We start from the raw sequence: 24,810 nt of genomic DNA, 5'->3' as shown, positions 1-24,810 counted from the left end.
GTTTAAATAAATTAATTATGAAGGCAAACATTATTGCAGTTTTTTTATTGCTGTTTGGAATAATAGCAAATGCACAAAAAACTTTTACCAATCCTTTGTTGCCATCAGGGCCGGACCCGTGGACGATTTATAAAGACGGCTATTATTATTATACCAATTCAACCGGGCATAACATTACCATATGGAAAACAAAAAATATTGCTTACCTGTCTTCAGCAGAAAAAAAAGTTGTGTGGGCGCCTCCCCCCGGTAAAGAATATTCAAAGGAATTATGGGCGCCTGAAATTCATTTCTTCAACAATAAATGGTATGTATATTTTGCTGCAGACAGTGGCAACAACAATGATCATCGCATGTATGTGCTGGAAAATGCATCGGCTGATCCTTTGCAGGGCGAATGGATATTGAAAGGCAAGCTTACAACGCCGGAAGATAAGTGGAGCATTGACGGTTCGGCCATTGAACTGAAAGGGAAATTATATTTTATATGGAGCGGATGGAAAGGCGATGTGAATGGTGAGCAGGATATATACATTGCTGCCATGAAAAACCCGTGGACGATTGATGGAAAACGCACCTTGTTATCGAAGCCGGAATATGAATGGGAATTAAACGGTGATTTGAATTCGCCAAATGACCCTGCACATGTAAGCGTGAATGAAGGCCCTGAATTTTTATTGCATAATGACAAAATATTTTTAATCTATTCTGCCAGCGGCTGCTGGACGGATCGTTATGCACTGGGTATGTTAACCGCAAATGTTGATGCAGATTTGCTTGATGCTGCTTCCTGGAAAAAATCTGCACAGCCTGTATTTCAATCTTCTGCTGCAAATAAAGTGTATGCGCCGGGCCATAATAGTTTTTTTGTTTCGCCTAACGGGAAAGAGAACTGGATTTTATATCATGCCAATAGCAATCCCGGCGATGGCTGTGGCAATAAACGCAGCCCGCGTGCACAAAGATTTACATGGAATGCAGATGGAACGCCCAATTTTGGCGAGCCAGTTGCAACGGGTGTACCAATGGCGGTTCCGGCAGAATGATGAATAATTAACTACGATATGCGCAGCTTGCTTAAACATATTATGTTATTAGTTTTTTGCATGATAATATATGCTGCCTTACCTGCGCAAACAATGCTTGCAGACAGGGTTGCTTATTATCCAAGAATAGTGCAAATGCAAAATGGTGATTTGATTACAAGTTTTGATAATGGCAACACCGGCGCATTTTATGAAAGTAAAGACAGCGGTAAAACATGGGCGACTGTCTCCAATCTTAAAGAAACCACGCCGCCACGCAACTGCTGCAGTGAACTATATGTGTTTCCTGAAAAATTAAACGATACTAAAGCGGGTACATTGTTTTGGGCAACATCTGTTGGTACAGATCAAACGCCGCGAACGAATTGTTCTATCCGCATTTACAAAAGTGAAGACCATGCACGCACATGGCAGTTTTATTCCACTGCCGTTAAAGGTGAGATTGGTTTATGGGAACCTGAGTTTATAGTGGATGATAAACAAAATTTATTAATGTTTTTTTCAAGTGAAGAATATAAAGCACAAGGTTATAATCAAATAATAGCGCACCGCATTTCAACAGATGGAGGTTTAACCTGGAGTGATGATATAAAAGATGTTGCCGTGAATGACAATATTAAACGGCCCGGTATGCCTACGGTTACAAAACTTGCTAACGGCACTTATATTATGTGTTATGAAGTATGTGGTAATAATTGTGATACATACATAAGGTTTTCTAAAGATGGTAACGATTGGGGCAATGCAACAGGTTTAGGTGCAAGAGTTGAGTCAACAAATGGTAACCATTTTTCACACGCGCCAACCATAACCTGGTTTGATGATGGCACAAAGAATGGTGTGTTACTATTGATAGGACAGGTGCTGAATAAAAATGCTGATAATACAATTGCAGATAATAATGGCAGTGTGTATATGGTTAATCGAAATAATGGTGAAGGCTTATGGACAGAAGTGAGAGCACCTGTTGCTTCGCCATCGGATGGAAAAAACCCATGCGAAAATTATAGTTCGCAATTATTGTTGTTGAATAATCAAAAAGTTTTAGAGCTTGCATTGAAGAAAGTGAATGGCGCCTGCAGGTTGTTTTATAATACAAATAATTTGAATGATTCTGCAACAGCAACCTTCATTAAATAATTCATGTTAAACACAGCAGCCCATGAAATATTTTTTATTCGTTTTCATTTTATGCACTTCGCTTGTTGGTAATGCGCAGCAAGCAAATGCAAAACATAATCCTGTAATCAACCAGGATTTTCCTGATCCCACAGTTATACTTGCGCCCGATGGGAAATATTATGCTTATGCCACCAATGGCAGGCATGATGGTAAACTGAATAATATTCAGCTTGCTTCTTCAACTGATCTTTTTAACTGGACTTATATTGGCGATGCCCTGCCGCAAAAAGCTTCATGGGCAAGCACTACGCAAAACTATTGGGCGCCGCATGTTTTATATGATGAAGGTATAAAGCAATATGTAATGTTTTATTGTGCAAAAAGCGATGATACGACCTACGGGATGTGCATTGGTGTTGCATTTGCAACAAAGCCAACAGGCCCTTTTGTTGATAAAGGTTCGCCCCTGATGAAAGGAAAAGATTTTAAAGTGCTGGACCCTATGGCAATGGTTGATCCAAAAACAAAAAAGAAGATTATGTATTGGGGTTCTGATTTTGCACCGATAAGTGTGAGCGAATTAACAGATGACTGGAAAGAAATAAAACCCGGTACAAAAGCTATTGAAGTGATCGCAACCAATAAAGAAAAATTGTATGATAAGTTAGTGGAAGGCGCCTGGGTTGATTATTATGACGATCAATATTATTTATATTATTCAGGCAATAATTGTTGTGGTGATAACGCTAACTATGCAGTAATGGTTGCACGCGCTGATAATGCTTTTGGCCCGTTTACAAGATTGGGTGAAACCAGGGCAAACAGCAGCAGCGTTATTCTTGCAAAAGATGATGCCTGGACAGCGCCAGGCCATAATTCAATTGTGCATGATAAAGATGGTAATGCCTGGATGGCTTATCATGCGAATTTTAAGCGTGAGGCTGATGCATCAAAAGCAGAAAAGAAAAATAAATATGTGCGGCGTGTAATGTGCATTCAGCCGGTGGTATATAAAAACGGCTGGCCTGTTGTTGAAAAGAAATATTAACGCTCTAATATATCAATTATGAAAAAGTATGTATTACTGCTTGCTGCAATACTTATATATAAAGGTGTGTTTGCGCAAAAACAGTTGACGCAGTATTTGTTTCCCGAATTTAAAGAAGGAAGTGTGCTGCAAAAATCCGGAACGGTTACAAAAACACAACTTAATTATAACACGCTTACGCAGGAAATGATATTTAAACAGGGTGAACAATTCCTCGCATTGGATAAAATACAGGAAGTTGATACAGTTTACCTGAACGATAAAAAATTTATACCCGGCGATAATATGTTTTATGAAGTTGCCACGCAAACGCCTGTTGCCTTGCTTTTGCAGCATACATCTGATATTATTCCATCAGGTAATGAAACCGGTTTTGGCAAATCGCAAACAACTGCAGTTACAAATATTGCAGACCTTAAGCGGGGCGGAAGGGCTTATTCTTTATCGCTGCCCGATGAGTATAGTTTTAAAAATAAAACGGCTTACTTCTTAAAGAAAGATGGAAAATATATTTTGATCACCAATGTGAAAGATATAAAAAAAGTTTTTTCAGATAAGGAAAGTGCAATAGAAGATTACACAAAAAAGAATAAGGTGAATTTTAAAAAAAACGAAACGGTTGCTGCTTTAATTGAATTCTGTAACAGTAATTAAAACGAATGAAATATTTATTACCTGCTATTCTTTTATGTATTTCCGTTATTGGTTATTCGCAAGATCTTGTTCGTACTAGCCAGTATAATAAAAAAAGTAAGACATCATTATTTGTTACCGACAGTGTTATTTCAATAAGCTGGCCAACAGGCCACGATGATTATGGAAAGATGTTGCTTGATCTTTCAAAAAATAAACCCTTGTTTAAAGCAATTTCTACAGGTGATAAAACATCATTAAAAAATATTGCCAACAATATTGATCCTGCATTTATTTTAACTGTTGGTAAACGTGATCTTGTTTCACAAAACGGCTGGAATATTTTCTTTGATAAAGTGCCGCTTAAGCCGCATGAATCTTTTGTTGTCAACCTTCACAAAGACAGCGCCGCAGTTATAACAGAAGGCACACATACCATCGTTAGAATTTATAATATGCAGGCAGCATCTTTTAGCGGCTTTCTTGAAATAACTGTTTATAATGGAAGCCCTTTATTTAATGTGGCTGCCGTGCTTGCAACCAACGTTGATTCAACTGCCATTTTATATGATGCAGGATTAATGAGCGCATCAAATGAATGGAATAAAATTGCCTGGAACGATACCGGTGATCGTTTGATACAATCTGCAATCAATGCAAACGATACGGCAAAAAACATAGCAGTAAAATACAGAACGATTGCAGGTGAAAATAATAGCGGAAGCCTTGCTGTTTTCCCTGCGCCGCATCAATATTTTTACCCGTTGGATGAAGCTTTTAATTTAAAGTTTACATGGTATGGAAATAACTACCGGAAGTTGCTGAAAGGCTTTGGAATGGGCATACGGCAAGAGCCGGAAGGTGATAAGCGTTTTGTGCCCTGGTTTAATGCACCGCCGGGTACAAAACAACGTTTGAATTTCTTTTGTTTGATTAGCAGCCACAATGCTGAACAAAATATAAATGCGGTAAAAAAGTTTACGCATGATGATCGTTATGTAGCCTTGCCTGGCTATAAAACCATGAGCAGCCATTTTCATAATGAGTTTATCATGAATGTTGTGCTGAAAGGAAAACCAGTTCCCGAACACCCAAGCTTTGTAAATGTTTTTAAGAACACTGGTGTTGATATTGTTCACCTCGCAGAGTTTCATTACACGGCACATCCAAAAGGGCCTGACAGCACAAGGCTTAATGAACTGCATGCTTTGTTTGAGCAATGCAAAAGATTATCTGATGACGGGTTTTTATTGCTGCCCGGTGAAGAGCCAAATGAATTTTTTGGCGGGCATTGGCTCGCATTTTTTCCAAAGCCGGTGTATTGGATCATGAGCAGAAACGCAAATACGCCTTATTTGAGTTTTGATAAACAATATGGAAAGATTTATCATATTGGTGATACAACAGACATGTTCAATTTGTTGAAAGATGAAAATGGATTAGCATGGACAGCGCATCCTCGCACAAAAGGCTCTGTTGGTTATCCTGACAAGTATAAAAATGCTTCTTTCTTCACTTCTGATCATTTTTTAGGCGCAGCCTGGAAAGCAATGCCTGCCGATCTTTCACAACCGCGATTAGGTAAACGTGTGCTGGATTTAATGGATGATATGAATAACTGGGGTTTGAAAAAACATGTAATTGGTGAAGCCGATGTTTTTAGCATTGAGCCCGAAAACGAAATGTATGCACATTTGAATGTGAACTACCTGCAGTTGAATACACTTCCGAAATTTGATGAAAGCTGGCAGCCGATTTTAACTGCGATGCAACAGGGGAAATTTTTTACAACAACAGGCGAAGTATTAATTCCATCATTTACGGTAAATGGTAAAGCAACAAATGAAATTGCAAGGCCTGATGCAAATGGGAATGCGAAAATTAATATGCATTTAAACTGGACATTCCCGTTGCAGTATGTTGAAATAATTTCGGGCGATGGAAAAAATGTTTATCGCGACAGCGTCAGCCTGAATAATACAACTGCTTTTGGTGATAAGGATTTTACTTTCAACATCAATTTAAAAAACAGGAAATGGGTTCGTGCAGCAGTATGGGATGTTGCGGTGAACGGTGCATTTACACAAACGGTGTGGCTGGAGGAGTAGTAAATGCAGGCGCTATTCTGCAGCCGTTGTTGGCCTTGTGACCAACAAATTTGATTGTATGAATGATGATATTGTTTATGAAACTCCTTGTTGGTGACAACAACAAGGGTGGATGAAGCGATATTATTTTCAAAAGTTTAATAATTATGAAATATGATATTAAATTGTTTAAACAGGAATTGAAACATTTTTTTAAACAATATGAAATAGAATACAGGCATTTTCCGGAGGGAGATTTTGGAGAATTACAAGAAGTAGTTTTTGAAAATAAATTCAAAGTTGGAGCGATTCAATTTTGGGGTATGGATTATTTAGCTATTCAATTATTTGATTATCAAACTCAAGAAATGCTGATTAATATAATATTTGAGCCTGATCAAGATGCCCAAAAAGAGAAAGGGCTTCAAAATCTGGTGAATCTAATTTAGTCAGCCCTTAAAAACGCTCTGCCTTTGTTGGTTTTGTGACCAACGAATTTGATTATATGAAGATGGTATTGTTTATGAAACCCACTTGTTAGCGACAACACCAACAAGTGGGAAAGACTATAAACTGCACCTTTACTTCCTGCTATAATTCGGCGCTTCCCTTGTTATTTCAATGTCATGCGCATGGCTTTCACGCATGCCTGCATTGGTTATTTTAACAAATGTGGCTTTTTGCAATTCAGCAATTGTTTTTGCGCCGCAATAACCCATGCCTGCCCGCAAACCGCCATTAAACTGGGCAACCACTTCACTTAAAAACCCTTTATAAGCAACGCGGCCTTCAATGCCTTCGGGCACAAACTTTTTAATATCATCTTCCACATCCTGGAAATAACGGTCGCTGCTGCCCTGCGCCATAGCTGAAATGCTTCCCATGCCACGGTATTCCTTAAATTTCCTGCCTTCATAAATAATGGTTTCGCCGGGGCTTTCTTCCGTGCCGGCAAAAATGCTTCCCATCATCACCGTATCTGCGCCTGCCGCCAGTGCTTTTACCATATCGCCCGTATAGCGAATACCACCATCTGCAATCAATGGTGTGCCGGAAGATTTTAAGGCGCCTGCCGCTTCCATAATGGCAGTTAACTGTGGTACGCCGGTACCGGCCACAATTCTTGTGGTGCAAATTGAACCCGGACCTATGCCTACTTTCACTGCGTCAGCGCCTGCTTCTGCTAAAGCTTTCGCGCCTGCCGCCGTGCCTATATTACCGGCAATAACCTGCAGGTTTTTAAAGCTTTTCTTCAATCCTTTTAAAGCGGTAATTACGCCTTTGCTGTGGCCGTGGGCGCTGTCTAAAGTAACGATATCAACACCCACATTTACGAGGGCCGCCGCCCGGTCATTTAAATCTTTTGTAATGCCCAAGGCCGCACCAACCAGCAATCTCCCAAACTCATCCTTAACAGCATTTGGATAATTGCGCAGTTGTAAAATATCCCGGTAAGTAATCAGTCCAGTAAGTTTGCCGGCCTTGTTTACAACGGGCAGCTTTTCAATTTTATATTTATGAAGAATGGTTTCAGCTTTTTTAAGATCAGTGCCATCGGGTGCTGTAATAAGGTTCTCTTTGGTCATGGCCTCACTCACCTTTTTCTTTTTATCGGTTTCAAACCTTAAATCACGGTTGGTGAGAATGCCAGCGAGAAAATTGTTCTTGTCAACAATTGGAATGCCGCCGATCTTATTGTCTTTCATCAGCTTTAATGCATCGCCAATGGTTGAATCAGGCGTAAGCGTAATCGGGTCGACAATTAGACCGCTTTCACTGCGTTTTACCTTCCTCACCTGCTCGGCCTGCCTTTCAATTGACATATTCTTATGCAAAATGCCAAGCCCGCCTTCCCTTGCAAGGGCAATAGCAAGGCTCGCCTCTGTAACCGTATCCATGGCTGCAGACAGCATTGGGATATTAAGTTTCAGCGACTTTGTAAGTTTTGTTGAAATATCAGTTTCGCGGGGAAGCACCTGGCTGTAAGCCGGCATCAGGAGAACATCATCGAAGGTTAAACCTTCACCAAAAAAACGGGTTGCTTTTGAATCCTTATTTATTGTTGCCATGTGCAAAGATATAGCGGCAAATAATTATGCACAAATTTTGAAATATAGAATACGTTAATTCCGCTTTTAAAAGTGCCGGGATTTTTATAAGTTTATGCAATTATTAAATATTTCTATGCAGAAAACCTGCGTGTTATTCGTATTCTTTTTATTTTTTTATGGCTGTAAGCATGGTAAAGCAGACCTTACCGGCAACGAAAAAATTAGCGCTGAAGATTTTATTGCAGCATTTCCTAACCTGAAACTTCCCGCTTATATCAGCGACACCGCCTTGAAAAATTTTGGTGATTCCACCGTGATAAGTGCTGCTGTTTTTACACAATTTATTGGCGATACTGCATTGAAAGGGTTTACGAAAAACGCGGAGAAAACGGTTATTCACCCGGCTGGCATTATCCGTAAAAGCGATAAGGATTTTTTATTGGCAACTTTTGAAGAAGGTAAGCAAATAAATCTCGGTGTTTTTGTGTTGAGCGATAAACATGCATTCCTTTCTTCACTTCCACTATTAGCTTCAGGTGAAAAAGACGGTTATAAGCATAGTGTTTCTATAACTACAGAGCCCACATTTATTCTCAAAAAAGAAAAGGTAATTAATAATGTGAGCCTTTATACGAGAAATGGGTTTGCCTATAGTGCCTCTGCCGGGAATTTTTCAAAAGTATTAAGCGATTCAAATGAAGACACTGCGAGAAATAACGAGATCATTAACCCGATAGATACGCTTCCCGTTGCCAACAAATACAGTGGCGATTACATAAAGGACAAGAAAAATTTTATTTCTGTACGCGATGGGAAAAACGCAAATTCTTATTTATTTTTTGTGCATTTTGAGAAAGGCAGCGATTGTATTGGCGAATTAAAAGGCGCCTTGAATTTAACCGGTGAAAAAGATGGCGTATTTACAGAAAGCGGCGACCCCTGTGTAATCCGCTTTAAGTTTACAACAACCGCCGTTACGGTTAAAGAAGAAAATAATTGCGGAAACCACCGCGGCATAACATGCCCCTTCGATTTTACTTTTAAAAAGAAAAAGCCGGTTAAAAAGACAAAGCCTGAATAACTGGTGAATTATCTGCCAAATGTGTAAAAAGTACGTTTATCATTTTAACGTTATATTGCGGCGCTTTTTATAAAAAACCAACAGAACTATGGATTTTAAAAATTTTAAAGTTCCCTATACATCAGACGATCGTTATTCTAAAAAAGTTGCCTATTTCTCAATGGAGTTTGCCATACATCAGCCATTGAAAATTTACAGCGGCGGCCTGGGTTTTCTTTCAGGTTCACATCTTCGCAGCGCTTATGAGCTAAAACAAAATCTTATCGGCATTGGCATTTTATGGAAATACGGGTATTACGACCAGGCCCGCAACCAGGATCAAACCCTGCAGGTAACCTGGATGGAAAAAATATACAGCTTTCTTGAAGATACAGGCATAAAATTTCAGATAATTGTGCACGATGTGCCTGTTTGGGTGAAGGCATATTATCTCAATCCCGAAACATTTAATTCAGCGCCTTTATTTTTATTAAGCACTGATTTGCCTGAGAACGATTATGTATCTCAAACAATTTGTCACCGTTTATACGATGCCAATGTTTCCACAAAAGTTGCGCAGTTTATGCTGCTGGGCATTGGCGGCGCCAAACTGATAGATGAATTAAATTTCAACCCCGATTTATATCATTTGAACGAAGCGCATGGCATTTCATCTGCGTTTTATTTGTTGCAGAAATATAAAAGCGTTGAAAAGCTGAAAGAGCATTTGGTGTTTACCACGCATACGCCTGAAGAAGCCGGAAATGAAAAACATGATATTTACCTGTGCCAGAAGATGAGTTATTTCTGTGGCTTTAGCATTGACGAGGTTAGAAAGCTTACAGGCATTGAAGATGACCAGTTCAATCATTCGCTGGCGGCACTGCGGTTTGCAAAAATGGCTAACGGCGTTTCAAAGCTGCATGGAAAAGTATCGAATGAAATGTGGAGTAAATACAGTGGCATTTGTCCTATCACTTCTATCACCAATGCGCAAAACTGGCGCTATTGGGCCGATAAGCAGTTGTATGCTTCCATGGATGAAAATAACGACTGGCGTTTTGATGACCGGAAATGGTATTTGAAAAAACGTGCTTTTGAAATTGTGGCCGATCAAACCGGAAAATTATTTAACCCAAGCATTTTAACCATTGTGTGGGCAAGGCGTTTTGCCGGGTATAAAAGGGCAGATTTTCTTTCGTGGGATATGGAACGTTTTAATGCGCTTGTAAACAATAAAAAATATCCTGTCCAGATCATCTGGGCGGGCAAGCCTTACCCGGTGGATTATCCTGCCATTACGCAGTTCAATAATCTTGTGCAGTTAAGCAAGAACTATAAGAATGTTGCAGTGCTTGTTGGATATGAGCTGGCGCTTAGCAAAAGGTTGAAACAGGCATCGGATATATGGCTGAATAATCCTCGTGTGCCAAGAGAAGCTTCCGGCACAAGCGGCATGACGGCTGCTATGAACGGCGCTATTAATTTTTCTACCGATGATGGATGGATACCGGAATTTATTAATGACGGCAATAATGGTTTTGTGGTGCCGCAGGCAGATTACAGGAATATGAATGTGCAGGAACAGGATGCGTATGATCTTGATAAAATTTATGAAATGCTGGAGCAGCAAATTCTGCCTTTGTATTACGATCAGCCTGATACATGGCGCCAGATAAGAAAGAATGGCATGCGTGATGTGCGTGTGCAGTTCGACAGTAACCGCATGGCGCATGAGTATTATGAGAAGCTGTATAAATAATATGCTGTGAGGCGTTAGTTGTCAGCAGAGTGCCTTGCGCTTTGTTTTCACAATGCACACTTTAGTTTAGCTATATTACCTCATAGTTAACAATTATAGTATTACATTTTGTTTATGGGCAGGTTTTACATTTGCCCATAATTATTTTAGCAATACTCGACGCTTATGTAAAACGTTTTCACACACGCTTTGCATGAAACGAATGAAAAAATAAATATGGTACGAATGAAATACGCATGCTTAATATTAATAACAGTTTTATTAAGTGCAAACAGTTTTGCGCAGCCCGCCGCCACAGATAAGGTTCAGCGGCCTAAACTTGTTGTGGGTATTGTTGTTGACCAGATGCGCTGGGATTACCTGTATAAATATTACCCGTTATACAGCAACAGCGGCGGGTTTAAAAGAATGTTGAATAAGGGCTTTAGCGCCGAAAATACATTTGTGCCTTATACCCCCACTGTAACGGCTGCGGGGCATGCCTGTGTATATACGGGTTCAGTGCCTGCTATAAATGGTATTGTTGGCAATGATTGGTACGACAATGTTGAAGATAAAAAAATGTATTGTGTGCAGGATGATGCTGTAAGCACGGTTGGCGCTTCAGACGATGCAGGTAAAATGAGCCCGCGCAATAATGTTGTTACCACCATAACAGATGAATTAAGAATTGCAACCAATTATGCATCTAAAGTAATTGGTGTTTCTATGAAAGACCGTGGTTCTATATTGCCTGCCGGGCATGTGGCCAATGCGGCTTACTGGTATAATCCTAAAGCAGGCAAATTCATTACGAGCACTTATTATATGAAAGAACTGCCGGAGTGGGTTAATGCTTTCAATAACCGCCGGCTTCAGGATTCTTTATATAAACTTAACTGGACGTTAAGCCTGCCTGAAAATCTTTATAAAGAATATGCCGGAGAAGATGATGAACCTTACGAAGCAAAACCCTTTGGAAAAGAACAAACGCACTTTCCTTATAAACTCACCGGTTATATTCAGAAAGATTATTCAAAAATTACATCAACGCCGCACGGCAATACTTTTTTGGAAGCAATGGCAGAAGCTGCCGTTATTAATGAACAACTTGGTAAAGGCAATGCTACCGATTTTTTAGCGGTAAGTTTCTCTTCTCCAGATTATGTTGGCCATGCGTTCGGCCCTGATTCCTGGGAACAGATGGATGATTATATAAAGCTCGATTCAACATTGGGAAGATTTCTTTCTTTTCTTGACAAACAGGTGGGAGAAGGAAATTACCTGGTGTTTCTTACGGCAGATCATGCAGGCGCCAATAGCCCCGGCTATTCCGTAAAACATAATTTACCCGGCGGGCCATTCAGCGTCGGAACTTTTGGTAAAGAATTAAATGAATTGCTGTTAAAAAAATATAAATCAGGCAGGCTATTGAAAGGCCAATATAATGGCCAGATACTTTTAAATAATAAAGTAATAGATTCTTTAAGTCTTGACAGGAGTGCAATTGAAAGAACTATTATTGATTTTGCGGAGCTTCAACCTGGTGTGGCAAGAGCTGTTTCCATGAAAAATATAAGCACTGCAACTTTACCTGATGTGCAGAAAAAAATGTTCAGCAATTCTTATTTCCCGCAGCGCAGTTCAGATATTCTGATTGAATTAAAATCCGGTTATGTCAGCGGCAATGGTACCGGCACATCTCATGGCCTCTGGAATCCTTACGATTCGCATATTCCTTTATTGTTTTATGGATGGAATGTAAAACCCGGCAAAACCAACCGCGAAACTTATATGACGGATATTGCGGCAACCGTTGCGGCTATGCTGCATATTCAAATGCCAAGCGGTTGTGTTGGCAAAGTGATTGAAGAAGTGTTTGAAAAGTAAGCGATTGTTTTGCCATCGGCCCGCGATAGTGGTCTGGCCGGATATCTAATAATCAATATCCAAATTCAGCCTGTTTTTTAATTCTTTTACCAGCGGGTATTTTTCTGCAATGCGGTCAAATTTTTGACGGCTGTTCAATGTAAGATAAATAGGGACTTCTTCTTCTTCGCCGGCTTCAATGAGTATTTTAAAATTAATGCTGCGGTTATAAAATGCACGTTGTATAAAATCGCAGAGTAAAGTTTTTTCCTGTTCAATAAATTTTTGCTGGGTTAATGCATGAACGGTTACTGTAAAGAAATTATCTGTTTCCACGTTCAGTTTAGCAATCCTGAATGTTTGGTAAGTAGAGTGCTTATTCGGCTGTGCTTCCAGTGTGGCCGCATAATCATTCCACACTTCATTGAGCCTTTCCTGTGTTAACGGTTCGGCATCTTTTACTTCTTCAACATTATAATCTGCGCCAACTTTTTCACGCAAAGCCTCCAGCAGGTTTTTACCATTGCCATTTTTAGGAGCAGCATATTTTACCGAAGGTTCTTTAACTGTGTTTGCAGCTTTAGGCGAAGCAGGTTGTGGCGGTGATATAATTTTTTCTTTTGCCGGCTGCTGAATAATAACCTTTGCTTCTGTTTTTTTTACCGGCGCACCCGGCGTTTGTTCAATGGTTTTGCTCTTATAGATTACCGGTGCATCAACCCGTTTTTTTTTAACAACATTCCCGTTTTCAATCACCAGTTCAAGCGCCTGCTGCAGGTAATTCAGTTTAATAAGCGCCAGCTCAACATGCAGCCTTTTATTACGCGCCATTTTATAATTTATCTCAAACTCATTTAAAATATTGAGTGCGCTTACCAGGTAACTCATGCTCACCTGTTCGGCTTTGGCAATATATTTTTCCTGCATGCCTTCCACCACTTCCAGCAAAGAAGCGGCCTTTGCATTTTTACTTACCAGAAGATTACGCAGGAATTCTGCAAAACCATTCAGCACCATATCGCCTTCAAAACCCTTGCTGTTTATTTCATCATACAGCAACATGGCTGCGCCAATATCCTGCTGCAACAAACTATCGAGTAATTTAAAATAGTAATCTTCATCCAGGATGTTCAGGTGCTCAAGCGTATTCCGGTAATTCACTTCGCCGTTGGTAAAACTTACAATCTTATCAAGGATGCTCAAGGCGTCACGCATACAGCCTTCACTCTTTTGAGCAATGATTTGTAGCGCTGATTTTTCTGCTTTTATATTTTCCTTGTCTGCAATTTCCTGTAAATGCTCAACCGTATCGTTAGTTGTAATACGCTTAAAATCGAATATCTGGCAACGCGATAAAATGGTAGGCAGGATTTTATGTTTCTCTGTTGTGGCTAGAATAAAAATGGCATAAGGCGGTGGTTCTTCCAGTGTTTTCAGAAAGGCATTAAAGGCCGAAGCACTCAGCATGTGCACCTCATCCACAATGTAAACTTTATACTTACCGGCCTGTGGCATAAAACGTACCTGCTCCACCAGCGTTCTTATATCATCAACTGAATTATTACTTGCCGCATCTAATTCATGTATATTCAGCGAAGTGCCTTCATTAAAACTTTTACAAGAGTTACATTCGTTGCAGGCTTCTCCATCCGGCTGCAGGTTTTCGCAGTTAATTGTTTTGGCAAGAATACGGGCACAGGTTGTTTTGCCCACGCCACGCGGCCCGCAAAACAAAAAAGCATGTGCCAGCTGTTTGTTTTTGATGGCATTTTTTAAAGTGGTGGTAATATGCTGCTGGCCCACAACCGTATCAAAAGTTTGCGGCCTGTACTTTCTCGCTGAAACAATAAACTTATCCATAGAAAAATGCAATTTAGTGATTGCCGAAAATCAAAATCCGAGAATAACATTTAATTTATACACACTGTATATTTGAGATGTTTTAGTTCAACATTATACCTTTAATACATTGTATGAAAGTAGCTTTCAATCTTATTACTCTTAGTTTATTTTTTTGCCTGCCTTTTATATCTGCCGGTCAAAAAATTCGTTACTCTCTGCCGGAAGCAGATGCCATTATTTCAAAATTTAATATTATAGGCCAGGTAAAAGATGATATTCTTATTTGGAAAACTCCGGACGGTAAACCTAAAAAGTCGGAAATTATTATATATGATAAGGATATGCATGTGAAGAAGCGTGTAAAAACAAATATCCTGCAATATGACGAACAGTATAATGTTGCCTTTATAAACAGAAATGATTCATTCGAGGTCATTTATCAATATTTAAATGAAAATACATACTTATGCAAACGCGCAATATTCAATGAGGAAGGCAAGTGTTTAGCTTTTCAGACAATTGACAGTATATCAGTGGAAGCAGGATCTGGTCTCAATGACTATGCTTATAATATCATCACCTCAAGAAACAAAAAAACTTTTGCCTTGATAAAATTCATAAGCGCTTCGCCCGGTGTGATAGATATTGATTACAAGTATTTTGGATTTGATAACATGCACAGCGACTCCCAACGTTTACCGTTTTATGTAAATACATCTTCAATAAATGGCTTGATGCTGAATGAAGATGGCAATCTTTTTCTTGCATTAAGTAAACAGGAAAGTCAAACTTACACGCTCACGATGTATAAGATAAACCTGAACAACAATCATACGATTAATTCTTTAAAGCGGTTAGATTATGGGAGCTTAATGAACGAAAGCTTTAATATTTCTGAGTACCATGGCAACTATACGGTTTGTGCAGGTTTTGAAGCAGATTCAACCAAAGGTATTTTCTTATGGCATGTTAACGCAGATCTGGAAGATATACAACCTGATACTGTCATAACAAATAAATTCATACAAGATTCAGTATTCAAAAAAACAAAAAGCTTTCAAATAATCGGTTATGAAAATAAGAATCAGATGAATCTTTTTATTAAATCTGTCAATGAGCCTGTTAAAGACTCGGTTTTATTATCCAGAAAATATAACAGTAATGTTCTTTTCAATATTTTATATAGTCAGCGGCGGTATTATTTCGGGTTCAATGACTTTCTAACAGATGACACTTATGATTATGTAGAAATCGTAATCCCGACTGCAAAGCCAAACCCCGAAGACCTCCGGCTTTTTTCAATCGTGTTAGAAAAACAAAAAGATGTAAAAAGTGTAGAATGTTTTACAGGAGAGCTGGATAAAGAAACAACATCTTTAATCAATAATGCTACTATATTTCAATCAACAACGGGGTTTAATATCTTGTTTGATCAATACCGCGGCAATAAAAAAACTACAGGACATATTGTATTAACAAACGACAACCGGTTTAAATATGCGCATTTGATTGTAATGAATTTAAAATATCATTTATTAATCGATAAAGCTGTGAGCATAGACCCGAATAATATTATTGCACCTTGTAGTTATAAAAACAAAATGGTTTTTGCACGAATCACATTAAATTAATTTCCTGCCTTTGTTTGAGCAGTATATAAGTATGTACCGATTGAAAGAATTTCTCAACAGCAAATTTGAATTATACAACCAGCCTTCTTTTATCAAGGATGACCCCATCAGCATTCCCCATCTTTTTACAAAAAAGCAGGATATAGAAATTGCCGGTTTTTTTGCCAGCATTTTTGCCTGGGGAAACCGCAAAACTATTATCAGCAAATCAAGGGAATTAATGGAGCTGATGGACATGCAGCCTCATGAATTTTGCCTGAACGAAGATTTAGGAAGATTGAAAAGATTATTGGAGTTTAAGCACCGCACTTTTAATCCAACCGACCTTTTGTACTTCGTTGAATTTTTGCAATATCATTATCGAAACAATGATTCCCTGGAAACCGCATTTACCAAATGGGGCAATACCATTGAACAGATGCTGATTGGGTTTCATCACTATTTTTTTAGTTTGGAAGATGTGCCACTGCGCACTAAAAAGCATATTGCAACGCCGGAGAAAAAGTCGAACTGTAAACGTTTAAATATGTTTCTGCGCTGGATGGTGCGTGATGATAATAAAGGTGTTGATTTTGGTTTATGGAAAAGCATCAATTCCTCACAATTAATTTGCCCTGTTGATGTGCATGTGGCAAGAGTGGCCAAGCGTTTTAATTTGCTGCAGCGCAAACAAACCGATTGGAATGCTGCAATTGAATTAACAGAACAGCTTAAAAAATTTGATGCCCATGATCCCGTTAAATATGATTTTGCTTTGTTTGGTTTGGGCGTGATTGAAAAGTATTGATGTTAATAAAAAGCCACAGATTCACAAATATTTATCTGTGCATCTGTGGCTAAATTTTTTTAAATAGTTACCTGTCAATAGTTCTTCGTAACCGTTACAGCCCCTTTCGGATAATCGCGATAATAAATTGCATTTTCAGTTGTAAAAGGCGTTGTTTTTCCACCGGCAATATCCGTCCATGAAAATGCAGAAGCCGGTTGCAGCTTTGTGCGTATAGAAGCCTGCCCGTTCATTTGATAAACGTTTGCGTATATATAAAATGTGTGTGCATTTATGCCATTCAAATTATAATTCGCCGGGAACTGTATTGTATAGTTATTCGCATTGCGTACTGTTGTAGTATTTACAGTTTGATTGTTTTCATCTTTAACAATAAGCTTATTCCTGATTTTTGTATTGGAACAGTTTATAACCAATGGCAGATTATTGATACCTATTGAACCACCCTGTGAAAGATATTGCAACTCAAGTATCCGTGTTAAGCCAATATGCAAAACATCGGGGTCGTAAATATTAAGCCCCAATAAAGGTTTAGCACCTGTTATCATCATTTCCGGAGAAAGAGGAGAGATAACAGATTCAGGATATATAGAGGGTTTAGTGTTGGAGATATAATCTAAACCATATAATTGTATGGAAACCGTATCGCCGGAATGTACAGATGACGAAGCGGAAGGCGTATTATAATATGCCCTGAAGGTTATAGGTATTGAACTACCATCATCCGGTAGCCAGTAAACACCTGCAGTTAAGGTAGCACCTGCAGCATGCTCATCATATGGCTGAAAAAAGGCCGGGGCTGAACTGCCAAATACGTCCACTTCCTGAATAAATAAGGCATCGTTATTATTTGTTTCATAAGCTGTAAACCCAAAATTAATAATACCAATGCCTGGTTTTTTTGATGCAAAACTCAAAGTAAGATCTGCATAACCACTGCCGTCTGCATTCACAATAAACTGGCTTTTAGTAGTGGATGCCATTACAATTTTGGGCGGCTTAACCGGGCCGGCAGTTACTGTTATAACATTGTTTTCATTGGTTGAAGAAAGGCTGTTAGCTGTGGTTTCTTTTTTGCAGGAATTAAATAAAAAGAATGCGCATGCGATGAGAAGGATCGTTTTCATAAGCTTAAGAATTATGGTTTAAAAAGATAAAAAAAATAAAATAGTTTTTTCATTTAAAGGGTTTCTAAATCCGTTAGTAAAATATACGTGATGCAAGTAAGCAGTTTGACTGTAATAAATCTATGGAATAAATTTAATATATAAAAATCATTTTATGATTTTGCTTTGTTTGGTTTGGGCGTGATTGAAAAGTATTAATACTTATATGCCTTTGTAAAAAAGCCACAGATGCACAAATATTTATCTGTGCATCTGTGGCTAAATTTTTTTAAATAGTTAACTATCAATAATTCTTCGTAACCGTTACCAACCCTTTCGGATAATCGCGATAATAAATTGCATTTTCATTTGTGAAAGGCATGCTTTGCCCGCCGGCAATATCCGTCCAGGAAAAAGCAGAAGAAGGTTGCAATTTGGTGCGTATTGATGCATGGCCATACATCAGGTAAACTTTGGCATACACATAAAATGTATGCGTATTTATTCCATTCAGGTTATAGTCTTCCGGGAAATGTATCATATAGTTATCTCCGTCACGCACAGTTGTTGTATTTATCGTTTGGCCATATTCATCTTTAACAATCAGCTCTTTTCTTATCCTTGCATTTGAACAATTAATATGCAACGGCAGATTATTAATGCCCAGCGAGCCGCCTTTGGAAATATATTGAAATTGCATTATGCGGGTTAAGCCTAAATGCAAAACATCAGGATCATAAATATTAAGCCCTAATTGTGGTTTTGCGCCTGTTATCATCATTTGCGGGGATAGAGGAGAAGTAAGGCTTTGTAACAAAATATAAGGGCTTGTTTTATTAACGAAATCAATACTGATTAACTGCACAGAAACTGTGTCGCCGCTTTTTACATTGCCCGTTGCTGAAGGCACATTATAATGAATAGTAAACGTAACCGGTACCGCACTGCCGTCATCCGGTAATTCAATATCGGTGCCGTTGAGGGTAGCGATAGCTTTGGCCTGTCCATAATATGATGTAGGACTGAAAAAAGCGGGTATATCTTTTGTAAAAATTGAGAGGGCATCATTCTCATTTGTTTCATAAGCCAGAAAAGTAAATGCCTGTATTTGTATGCCTGGCTTTTTTGCCGAAAAGTTCAGCGTGAATTCAGCCGTACCATTACCATCTGCATTGGCTATAAATTGTGTTTTAGTTGTGGAAGCCCATTCTATCCTGGGCATTTTTACCGGCCCGTTTACAACTGTCAAACTATTTTCGCGTGAAGATACCTGGCTGGTTTCTGCTGTTTCTTTCATGCAGGAATTGAGCAGTAAGAGCATGCATGCGCATGCGGCGATATTGGTTCTTTTCATAAGTTAATGGTCTAAGAATGTTTAATAATTGGTTTAGTTTAAGAAAAGCTGACATTTAATTCAGGGCATACTATTTTTCCGGGACTAAAGAAATTTCAGGCCTTAAACTTATGAAAAACTCCTGTATTATCAAAATTTACGCAAGCGGAAGTGGCAATAACCTATTCACTTTATGGAAAAACAAAAAGCCCCAACCAAAACTTTGATTGAGGCTTTAAGCAGAAATAATTTATTACAGTTTTACCACTGTGCCGCTGCCGCTAATATCTGTTGTAATATCGCCCGGATCGCCTTTGTAAGACACTTTTCCATTGCCTGAAATATGCACGTCAAGCTTATCCTGAACGGAAAGGGTAATTGTTCCGTTCCCTGATAATTCCACCTTAGCTGATTTTGATTTAACGCCCAGCGTTGCAATATCGCTGTTGCCGCTTGACTGGATAGTATAATTGTTCACATTCATTTCATCTATACTTATATCAGCATTGCCCGAAGTGGAAATGGCAAGGCTTTCCGTGTCATTATAACTGCCGGTGGCTTTTATGGGAGAAGAACCATTTGAGGTTAGCGCATTAAAGCCTGGCATGGTAATATATACTTCAATATTATCATTCCTTACATTAAGATTATCGCGGTAACGCAGGTTAAGCGTATTGCCACTTACATCTGTTTTATAATTTGAAACAAGGTTCTGGTAGCCTTTTACCTTCACTGTAATTTCGGGGGCATAAGATACATATATTTTGGCGCTTCCGAAAGTGCTTATGGCATTGAAAGTTCCGGCACTTCTTTCTTCAGTAACTATACTCCCGGTGCCGCGTACCACATCTTTTTCACACGAGGCAAATAATAAAGCGGCTGTGCAAATTGCTAATAGTTTTTTCATTGAGGTGTTTTGTGCAAACATATTTTTTTGAATGCTTTATATAAAGCACTAACTGTACAGGAAGCTGAATTAGCTGCATAAATTGCGATAATTGCTGCATGGATGGTTCCTGAGAATTTTAAAGCTGTAAGCGGGATTTAATATTTCGTGATTAATGGGAAAGTGATTAAACAAGTTTAAGTGTGGCAATTTGTATGCAGCAGTAATATATTTGATGATTGTTTTTAAAACCAGGAGGTTTCGCAGAATATGCAGCAACTGAACGATGATATGCTGCCGCAGTGTGCGACGCAACAAAGCTCAATGCATATTCAATAGCTGGCCTCATCATATTCATCAATAAACAGCTTGCTGTTTTATATAAAATAATTATGGTTGATCTTGCGCTGCTGTAAGAACAATAACTTTGAGAAAATTATTGGCGATATTATACTGATTGAAATAACATGGCGAATCCTAATTTGCATAATGAAAAATCGCAGTTGAGTGTTGAAGAAAAAGAGTTTGAAAACAACATTCGCCCTAAACAGATTGTTGAGTTTGCAGGGCAGCAGCAACTGATAGAAAATCTTATCATATTTATTAAAGCAGCTAAAATTCGCGGCGAAGCACTGGATCATGTTTTATTTCATGGCCCGCCGGGTTTGGGCAAAACAACATTGTCAAGAATTGTGGCAAATGAACTGGGCGTAAATATAAAAGAAACCAGCGGCCCTGTAATTGAAAAGCCCGGTGATCTTGCCGGTTTATTAACGAACCTTGAACCCAATGATGTTTTGTTTATTGATGAGATACATCGTTTAAGTACTGTTGTGGAAGAATATTTGTATGCAGCAATGGAAGATTTCAGGATTGATATTATGATTGACAGCGGGCCTAATGCAAGAAGCATACAGCTTAATTTAAATCCTTTTACGTTGATTGGCGCCACCACGAGAAGCGGATTGTTGACGGCGCCCCTGCTATCAAGGTTTGGCATTAAATCGCGGCTTGAATATTATAATGCCGATACGCTGAAGAAGATTATTGAGCGCAGCGCTTCTATATTAAATACTTCCATTTCTGCAGACGCAGCCAATGAAATTGCAGGCCGCAGCCGCGGTACGCCGCGAATAGCAAACGGCTTATTGCGCCGTGTACGCGATTTTGCACAGGTATTGAATGATGGCATCATTGATATTGGCATTACACAACATGCATTAAAAGCGCTAAACGTTGATGAGCACGGATTAGATGAAATGGATAACCGTATTTTATCTGCCATCATCGAAAAATTCAAAGGCGGCCCTGTTGGCATTACTACTATTGCAACTGCTGTTGGCGAAGAGCCCGGCACTATTGAAGAAGTGTATGAACCTTTTTTAATACAGGAAGGCTTTTTACAACGTACGCCGCGTGGCAGGGAAGTAACGCATAAAGCCTATGAACATTTAGGTAAAAAGCCCGGCAATGCAGGATTTGCGGGTTCATTGTTTAGCTGATGCAGCGCTGGGACTAAAACGCAGAACTTTTCATTCTTGTATCATTAAGGTTTGCCCATATTATTTCGGGCGGATATCAAAATGTCGATATTTTAATCAATTTTCACTTCAACCAGTTCATTGTATTCAGGATGGCGTTTCAGGTATAAAGCCACAAACGGGCAATACACCATCACTCTCTTCTTATGTGCTTTTGCCCACTCCAAAGCATGTTTTGCCAATACTGATGCAATGCCTTTGCCTTCAAGTTTTGGCGGCACTTCCGTGTGCATCAAGGCAATATCATGTTTGTAGAAACGATACACTAAAATGGCCACTTCGCCTTCTGCATGAATTTCAAATTGTTGTTGCTGCTCATTATTTATTACTTCGTAATCCGGCATAAAATAAATTTAATGATGATACTATTTGCGTAGTTTATACAAATTATGCGTAAGATAATATTTATAAATAACCGCTGGCAGGGTTTATTCCCTGCTTTTAGAGAAGCATCAGCCATGCCCGAGAATTAAGCATCCAACTTCAGCCATGTCAAAAGTTCTCCCTAAAAAATTCACATAAAAAACTTAAGGTTGCCCAAAATAAATTTCGGCAGGTTACATTTGCGCAATTTATTTTTCTATGCCTAAAGACAATTCCATTCAATCGGTTTTAATTATTGGTTCAGGTCCTATCATCATTGGCCAGGCTTGCGAATTTGATTACAGCGGCTCGCAGGCAGCCCGCAGCCTGCGCGAAGAAGGCATTAAGGTCACGCTTATCAACAGCAACCCTGCCACCATTATGACCGACCCGATGATGGCCGACAAGGTTTATCTTTTGCCCTTAACGCCTGAAAGCATCGAACAGATTTTAAAGGAGAATGAGATAGATGCTGTATTGCCAACTATGGGCGGCCAAACGGCGCTTAACCTTTGTATTGAAGCGGATGAATTAGGCTTGTGGGAAAAATATAATGTGCGGCTTATAGGTGTTGATATACAAGCCATTAAGGTGGCTGAAGACCGCGAAAAATTCAGGCAGTTAATGCTTGATATAAATATTAAAGTGGCGCCCAGCAGGGTAGCCAACAGTTTTTTGGAAGGAAAAGAATTTGCGCAGGAAATTGGTTTTCCGCTGGTAATCCGTCCTTCGTTCACCCTTGGTGGTACCGGCGGTGGTTTTGTGCACGATAAAAGCGAGCTGGATGAAGCGTTGCAGCGAGGTTTGCAGGCATCGCCCATTCACGAAGTCCTGGTTGAAAAAGCGGTGCTTGGATGGAAAGAGTTTGAACTGGAATTGCTGCGCGATAAAAATGATAATGTAGTTATTATTTGTACTGTTGAAAACGTTGACCCGATGGGTGTTCATACCGGCGACTCTATCACCGTTGCGCCGGCCATGACACTGAGCGATTCCGCCTTCCAGGAAATGCGCAACCAGGCCATAAAAATGATGCGCAGCCTCGGCAATTTCGCCGGCGGTTGTAATGTGCAGTTCGCTATTGACCCTGAAACAGAAGATATTATTTCAGTTGAAATAAACCCGCGTGTAAGCCGCTCTTCTGCGCTGGCAAGTAAGGCAACAGGTTATCCTATTGCAAAAATTGCTGCCAAGCTTGCAATTGGTTATACGTTGGATGAACTTAAAAATCAGATCACCAAAACAACTTCAGCCTATTTTGAACCGGCGCTGGATTACGTAATTGTAAAAATGCCGCGCTGGAATTTTGATAAATTCAAGGGCGCCAACGATACACTTGGCCTTCAAATGAAAAGCGTTGGCGAGGTAATGGCCATAGGTAGAAGTTTTACGGAAGCCATTCAGAAAGCCTGCCAAAGCCTGGAAAACGAAGCTGTTGGTTTAGGTTATTATGGAAAAAGCATGATGAAGAGTGATGAACTGATTGAATATATCAAAACGCCGAAGTGGGACCGTATTTTCCGCATTAAAGACGCGCTGATGCAGGGCGTGACCATTAAAACAATCGTACAAGCCACCCGTATCGACCGCTGGTTCATTTACCAGATACAGGAAATTGTAAGAATTGAAAAGCTGATTGCACAGCATACATTGGAAAACCTGCCGGAAGAGCTTTTAAAGGAAGCGAAGCATAATGGCTTTAGTGATGAACAGATTGCCCGCATTTTAATTGACCGCTGCACAGATGAAGATGTGTATGAAAAACGTAAGGCGCTCGGTATAACGCGTGTTTATAAAATGGTTGATACCTGCAGCGCAGAATTTGAAGCCAAGACCCCGTACTTCTACAGCAGTTTTGAAGGGTAGAGTTAACTTAAATTAATTGATTAAAGGAGAGCGGATAATAAAGTATCCGCTCTTTTTGTTTCTGCCTTATTCTTTCACAAACTTCAAATTCGTTGTATTACTGCCTGATACGAGCTTAAGATAATACACACCTTTTGGCAAATGCTCTGCATTCAGCTTATATGAAGACACGTTTTTGATTGTTGCCCTTGCCACGATATTGCCCTGCCTGTTTGATACCTGCAAGCTGTAGCTGGCGGATGCATCCAATCCTTTTATATATAGCATGTCTTGAACAGGATTTGGAGAAACAGATATGGTGGTTTCTTCATTTATTGTTACAGCAACAATATTGGTTGTTTCTATATTCCCTGATGGGTTTACCTGCTGCACGCGATAATAATTAGTGCCGGGCAAAGGATTATTGTCAGTAAAGGATTGTGTTTTACTATTTGTTCCTGCAGTGCTGCTAACCCTGCCTATATTTACCCATGTGCCTGTAGTTTGAACGGTATTGTAAGCGGCAGCACGTTGTACCCTGTAATAACCGCCTGTGCTGCCGGTTGCAGTATTCTGCCAGTTTAAGGTTATGCTGTTATTGCGGTTGCGCCACCATTTAAGTAGTTTCTGTATTTTTTTGGCAATGGGTGTACCATTGTTGTTGTAACGGGCTAAGGCAAGGTTGTAGTATGGCTGTTGCTCACTATCAGGGGGCAAAGCATTGCCTGCAGCTACTATTTTACCATCCGGCTGTAAACTTATTGAATTGGCGTATGCATAATAATTTGGAATGGCTGTTGTTACAACCCCGTTCGTACC

Annotated in this window: 20 protein-coding genes; 13 read left to right on the top strand and 7 right to left on the bottom strand. The window is 39.4% G+C overall.

From position 1 onward, the window contains the following. The first annotated feature begins 17 nt into the window (after positions 1–17). From BM015_RS12460 to BM015_RS12435, 6 genes are all read left to right on the top strand, one after another. The gene (locus tag BM015_RS12460; protein ID WP_090658866.1) at positions 18–1,046 is read left to right on the top strand and encodes a glycoside hydrolase family 43 protein; all 1,029 of its coding nucleotides are present in this window, start codon (positions 18–20) and stop codon (positions 1,044–1,046) included. 60 nt (positions 1,047–1,106) lie between these two features. Continuing rightward, entirely contained in the window at positions 1,107–2,186 is a 1,080-nt protein-coding gene (locus tag BM015_RS12455) for a sialidase family protein (protein WP_177191896.1), read from the top strand. A gap of 22 nt (positions 2,187–2,208) precedes the next feature. Continuing rightward, positions 2,209–3,216 (top strand): glycoside hydrolase family 43 protein, encoded by a 1,008-nt coding sequence (locus tag BM015_RS12450; protein ID WP_090658862.1) that lies wholly within the window; start codon positions 2,209–2,211, stop codon positions 3,214–3,216. Between the two features lie 18 nt (positions 3,217–3,234). Further along, entirely contained in the window at positions 3,235–3,870 is a 636-nt protein-coding gene (locus BM015_RS12445) for a hypothetical protein (protein WP_090658860.1), read from the top strand. A gap of 5 nt (positions 3,871–3,875) precedes the next feature. Then, entirely contained in the window at positions 3,876–5,957 is a 2,082-nt protein-coding gene (locus BM015_RS12440; protein ID WP_090658858.1) for a CehA/McbA family metallohydrolase domain-containing protein, read from the top strand. Between the two features lie 146 nt (positions 5,958–6,103). After that, on the top strand, positions 6,104–6,385 hold the full coding sequence (locus tag BM015_RS12435) for a hypothetical protein (protein WP_090658856.1): 282 nt from the start codon (positions 6,104–6,106) through the stop codon (positions 6,383–6,385). A gap of 132 nt (positions 6,386–6,517) precedes the next feature. Here BM015_RS12435 and guaB read toward each other — a convergent pair whose 3' ends face one another. Continuing rightward, on the bottom strand, positions 6,518–8,005 hold the full coding sequence (guaB, locus tag BM015_RS12430) for an IMP dehydrogenase (RefSeq protein WP_090658854.1): 1,488 nt from the start codon (positions 8,003–8,005) through the stop codon (positions 6,518–6,520). Positions 8,006–8,120: 115 nt separating this feature from the next. Between guaB and BM015_RS12425 the strand changes: the two genes are divergently transcribed. The 3 genes from BM015_RS12425 to pafA all read left to right on the top strand — a co-directional run bounded on the left by BM015_RS12425 (position 8,121) and on the right by pafA (position 12,678). Next, positions 8,121–9,068, top strand: coding sequence for a hypothetical protein (locus BM015_RS12425; protein WP_143075847.1), 948 nt, complete (start codon positions 8,121–8,123; stop codon positions 9,066–9,068). A gap of 88 nt (positions 9,069–9,156) precedes the next feature. Further along, the gene (gene glgP / locus BM015_RS12420) at positions 9,157–10,809 is read left to right on the top strand and encodes an alpha-glucan family phosphorylase (RefSeq protein ID WP_090658850.1); all 1,653 of its coding nucleotides are present in this window, start codon (positions 9,157–9,159) and stop codon (positions 10,807–10,809) included. A 225-nt stretch (positions 10,810–11,034) separates the two neighbouring features. Then, positions 11,035–12,678, top strand: a complete 1,644-nt coding sequence (gene pafA, locus BM015_RS12415) for an alkaline phosphatase PafA (RefSeq protein ID WP_090658848.1) — start codon at positions 11,035–11,037, stop codon at positions 12,676–12,678. A 45-nt stretch (positions 12,679–12,723) separates the two neighbouring features. Here pafA and BM015_RS12410 read toward each other — a convergent pair whose 3' ends face one another. Then, entirely contained in the window at positions 12,724–14,517 is a 1,794-nt protein-coding gene (locus BM015_RS12410; protein WP_090658845.1) for a DNA polymerase III subunit gamma/tau, read from the bottom strand. A gap of 113 nt (positions 14,518–14,630) precedes the next feature. Between BM015_RS12410 and BM015_RS12405 the strand changes: the two genes are divergently transcribed. Next, the gene (locus BM015_RS12405) at positions 14,631–16,130 is read left to right on the top strand and encodes a hypothetical protein (protein WP_090658843.1); all 1,500 of its coding nucleotides are present in this window, start codon (positions 14,631–14,633) and stop codon (positions 16,128–16,130) included. Between the two features lie 31 nt (positions 16,131–16,161). After that, a complete protein-coding gene (locus tag BM015_RS12400) occupies positions 16,162–16,917 on the top strand; it encodes a TIGR02757 family protein (RefSeq protein WP_090658842.1) in 756 nt (251 codons plus the stop codon). A gap of 74 nt (positions 16,918–16,991) precedes the next feature. Here BM015_RS12400 and BM015_RS12395 read toward each other — a convergent pair whose 3' ends face one another. The 3 genes from BM015_RS12395 to BM015_RS12385 all read right to left on the bottom strand — a co-directional run bounded on the left by BM015_RS12395 (position 16,992) and on the right by BM015_RS12385 (position 20,263). Next, positions 16,992–18,044, bottom strand: a complete 1,053-nt coding sequence (locus tag BM015_RS12395) for a hypothetical protein (RefSeq protein WP_143075846.1) — start codon at positions 18,042–18,044, stop codon at positions 16,992–16,994. 283 nt (positions 18,045–18,327) lie between these two features. Further along, on the bottom strand, positions 18,328–19,377 hold the full coding sequence (locus BM015_RS12390) for a hypothetical protein (protein ID WP_143075845.1): 1,050 nt from the start codon (positions 19,375–19,377) through the stop codon (positions 18,328–18,330). 232 nt (positions 19,378–19,609) lie between these two features. Further along, positions 19,610–20,263, bottom strand: a complete 654-nt coding sequence (locus BM015_RS12385) for a GIN domain-containing protein (RefSeq protein ID WP_177191895.1) — start codon at positions 20,261–20,263, stop codon at positions 19,610–19,612. Between the two features lie 446 nt (positions 20,264–20,709). On the opposite strand from BM015_RS12385, the gene ruvB reads away from it, so the two are divergent. Beyond that, positions 20,710–21,744, top strand: coding sequence for a Holliday junction branch migration DNA helicase RuvB (gene ruvB, locus BM015_RS12380; protein WP_090658833.1), 1,035 nt, complete (start codon positions 20,710–20,712; stop codon positions 21,742–21,744). A gap of 92 nt (positions 21,745–21,836) precedes the next feature. Here the strand turns inward: ruvB and BM015_RS12375 are convergent, their stop codons facing one another. After that, positions 21,837–22,127 (bottom strand): GNAT family N-acetyltransferase, encoded by a 291-nt coding sequence (locus BM015_RS12375; protein WP_090658831.1) that lies wholly within the window; start codon positions 22,125–22,127, stop codon positions 21,837–21,839. A 238-nt stretch (positions 22,128–22,365) separates the two neighbouring features. On the opposite strand from BM015_RS12375, the gene carB reads away from it, so the two are divergent. Continuing rightward, entirely contained in the window at positions 22,366–24,012 is a 1,647-nt protein-coding gene (gene carB, locus BM015_RS12370; RefSeq protein WP_090658829.1) for a carbamoyl-phosphate synthase large subunit, read from the top strand. A 66-nt stretch (positions 24,013–24,078) separates the two neighbouring features. On the opposite strand, the gene BM015_RS12365 is transcribed toward carB, so the two are convergent. Continuing rightward, a partial coding sequence (locus tag BM015_RS12365; protein WP_143075844.1) for a T9SS type A sorting domain-containing protein occupies positions 24,079–24,810 on the bottom strand: 732 nt, incomplete at its 5' end.

This window comes from Parafilimonas terrae (assembly GCF_900115755.1).
GTDB lineage: Bacteria > Bacteroidota > Bacteroidia > Chitinophagales > Chitinophagaceae > Parafilimonas > Parafilimonas terrae.
This window is presented reverse-complemented; position numbering and strand designations above follow the sequence as displayed.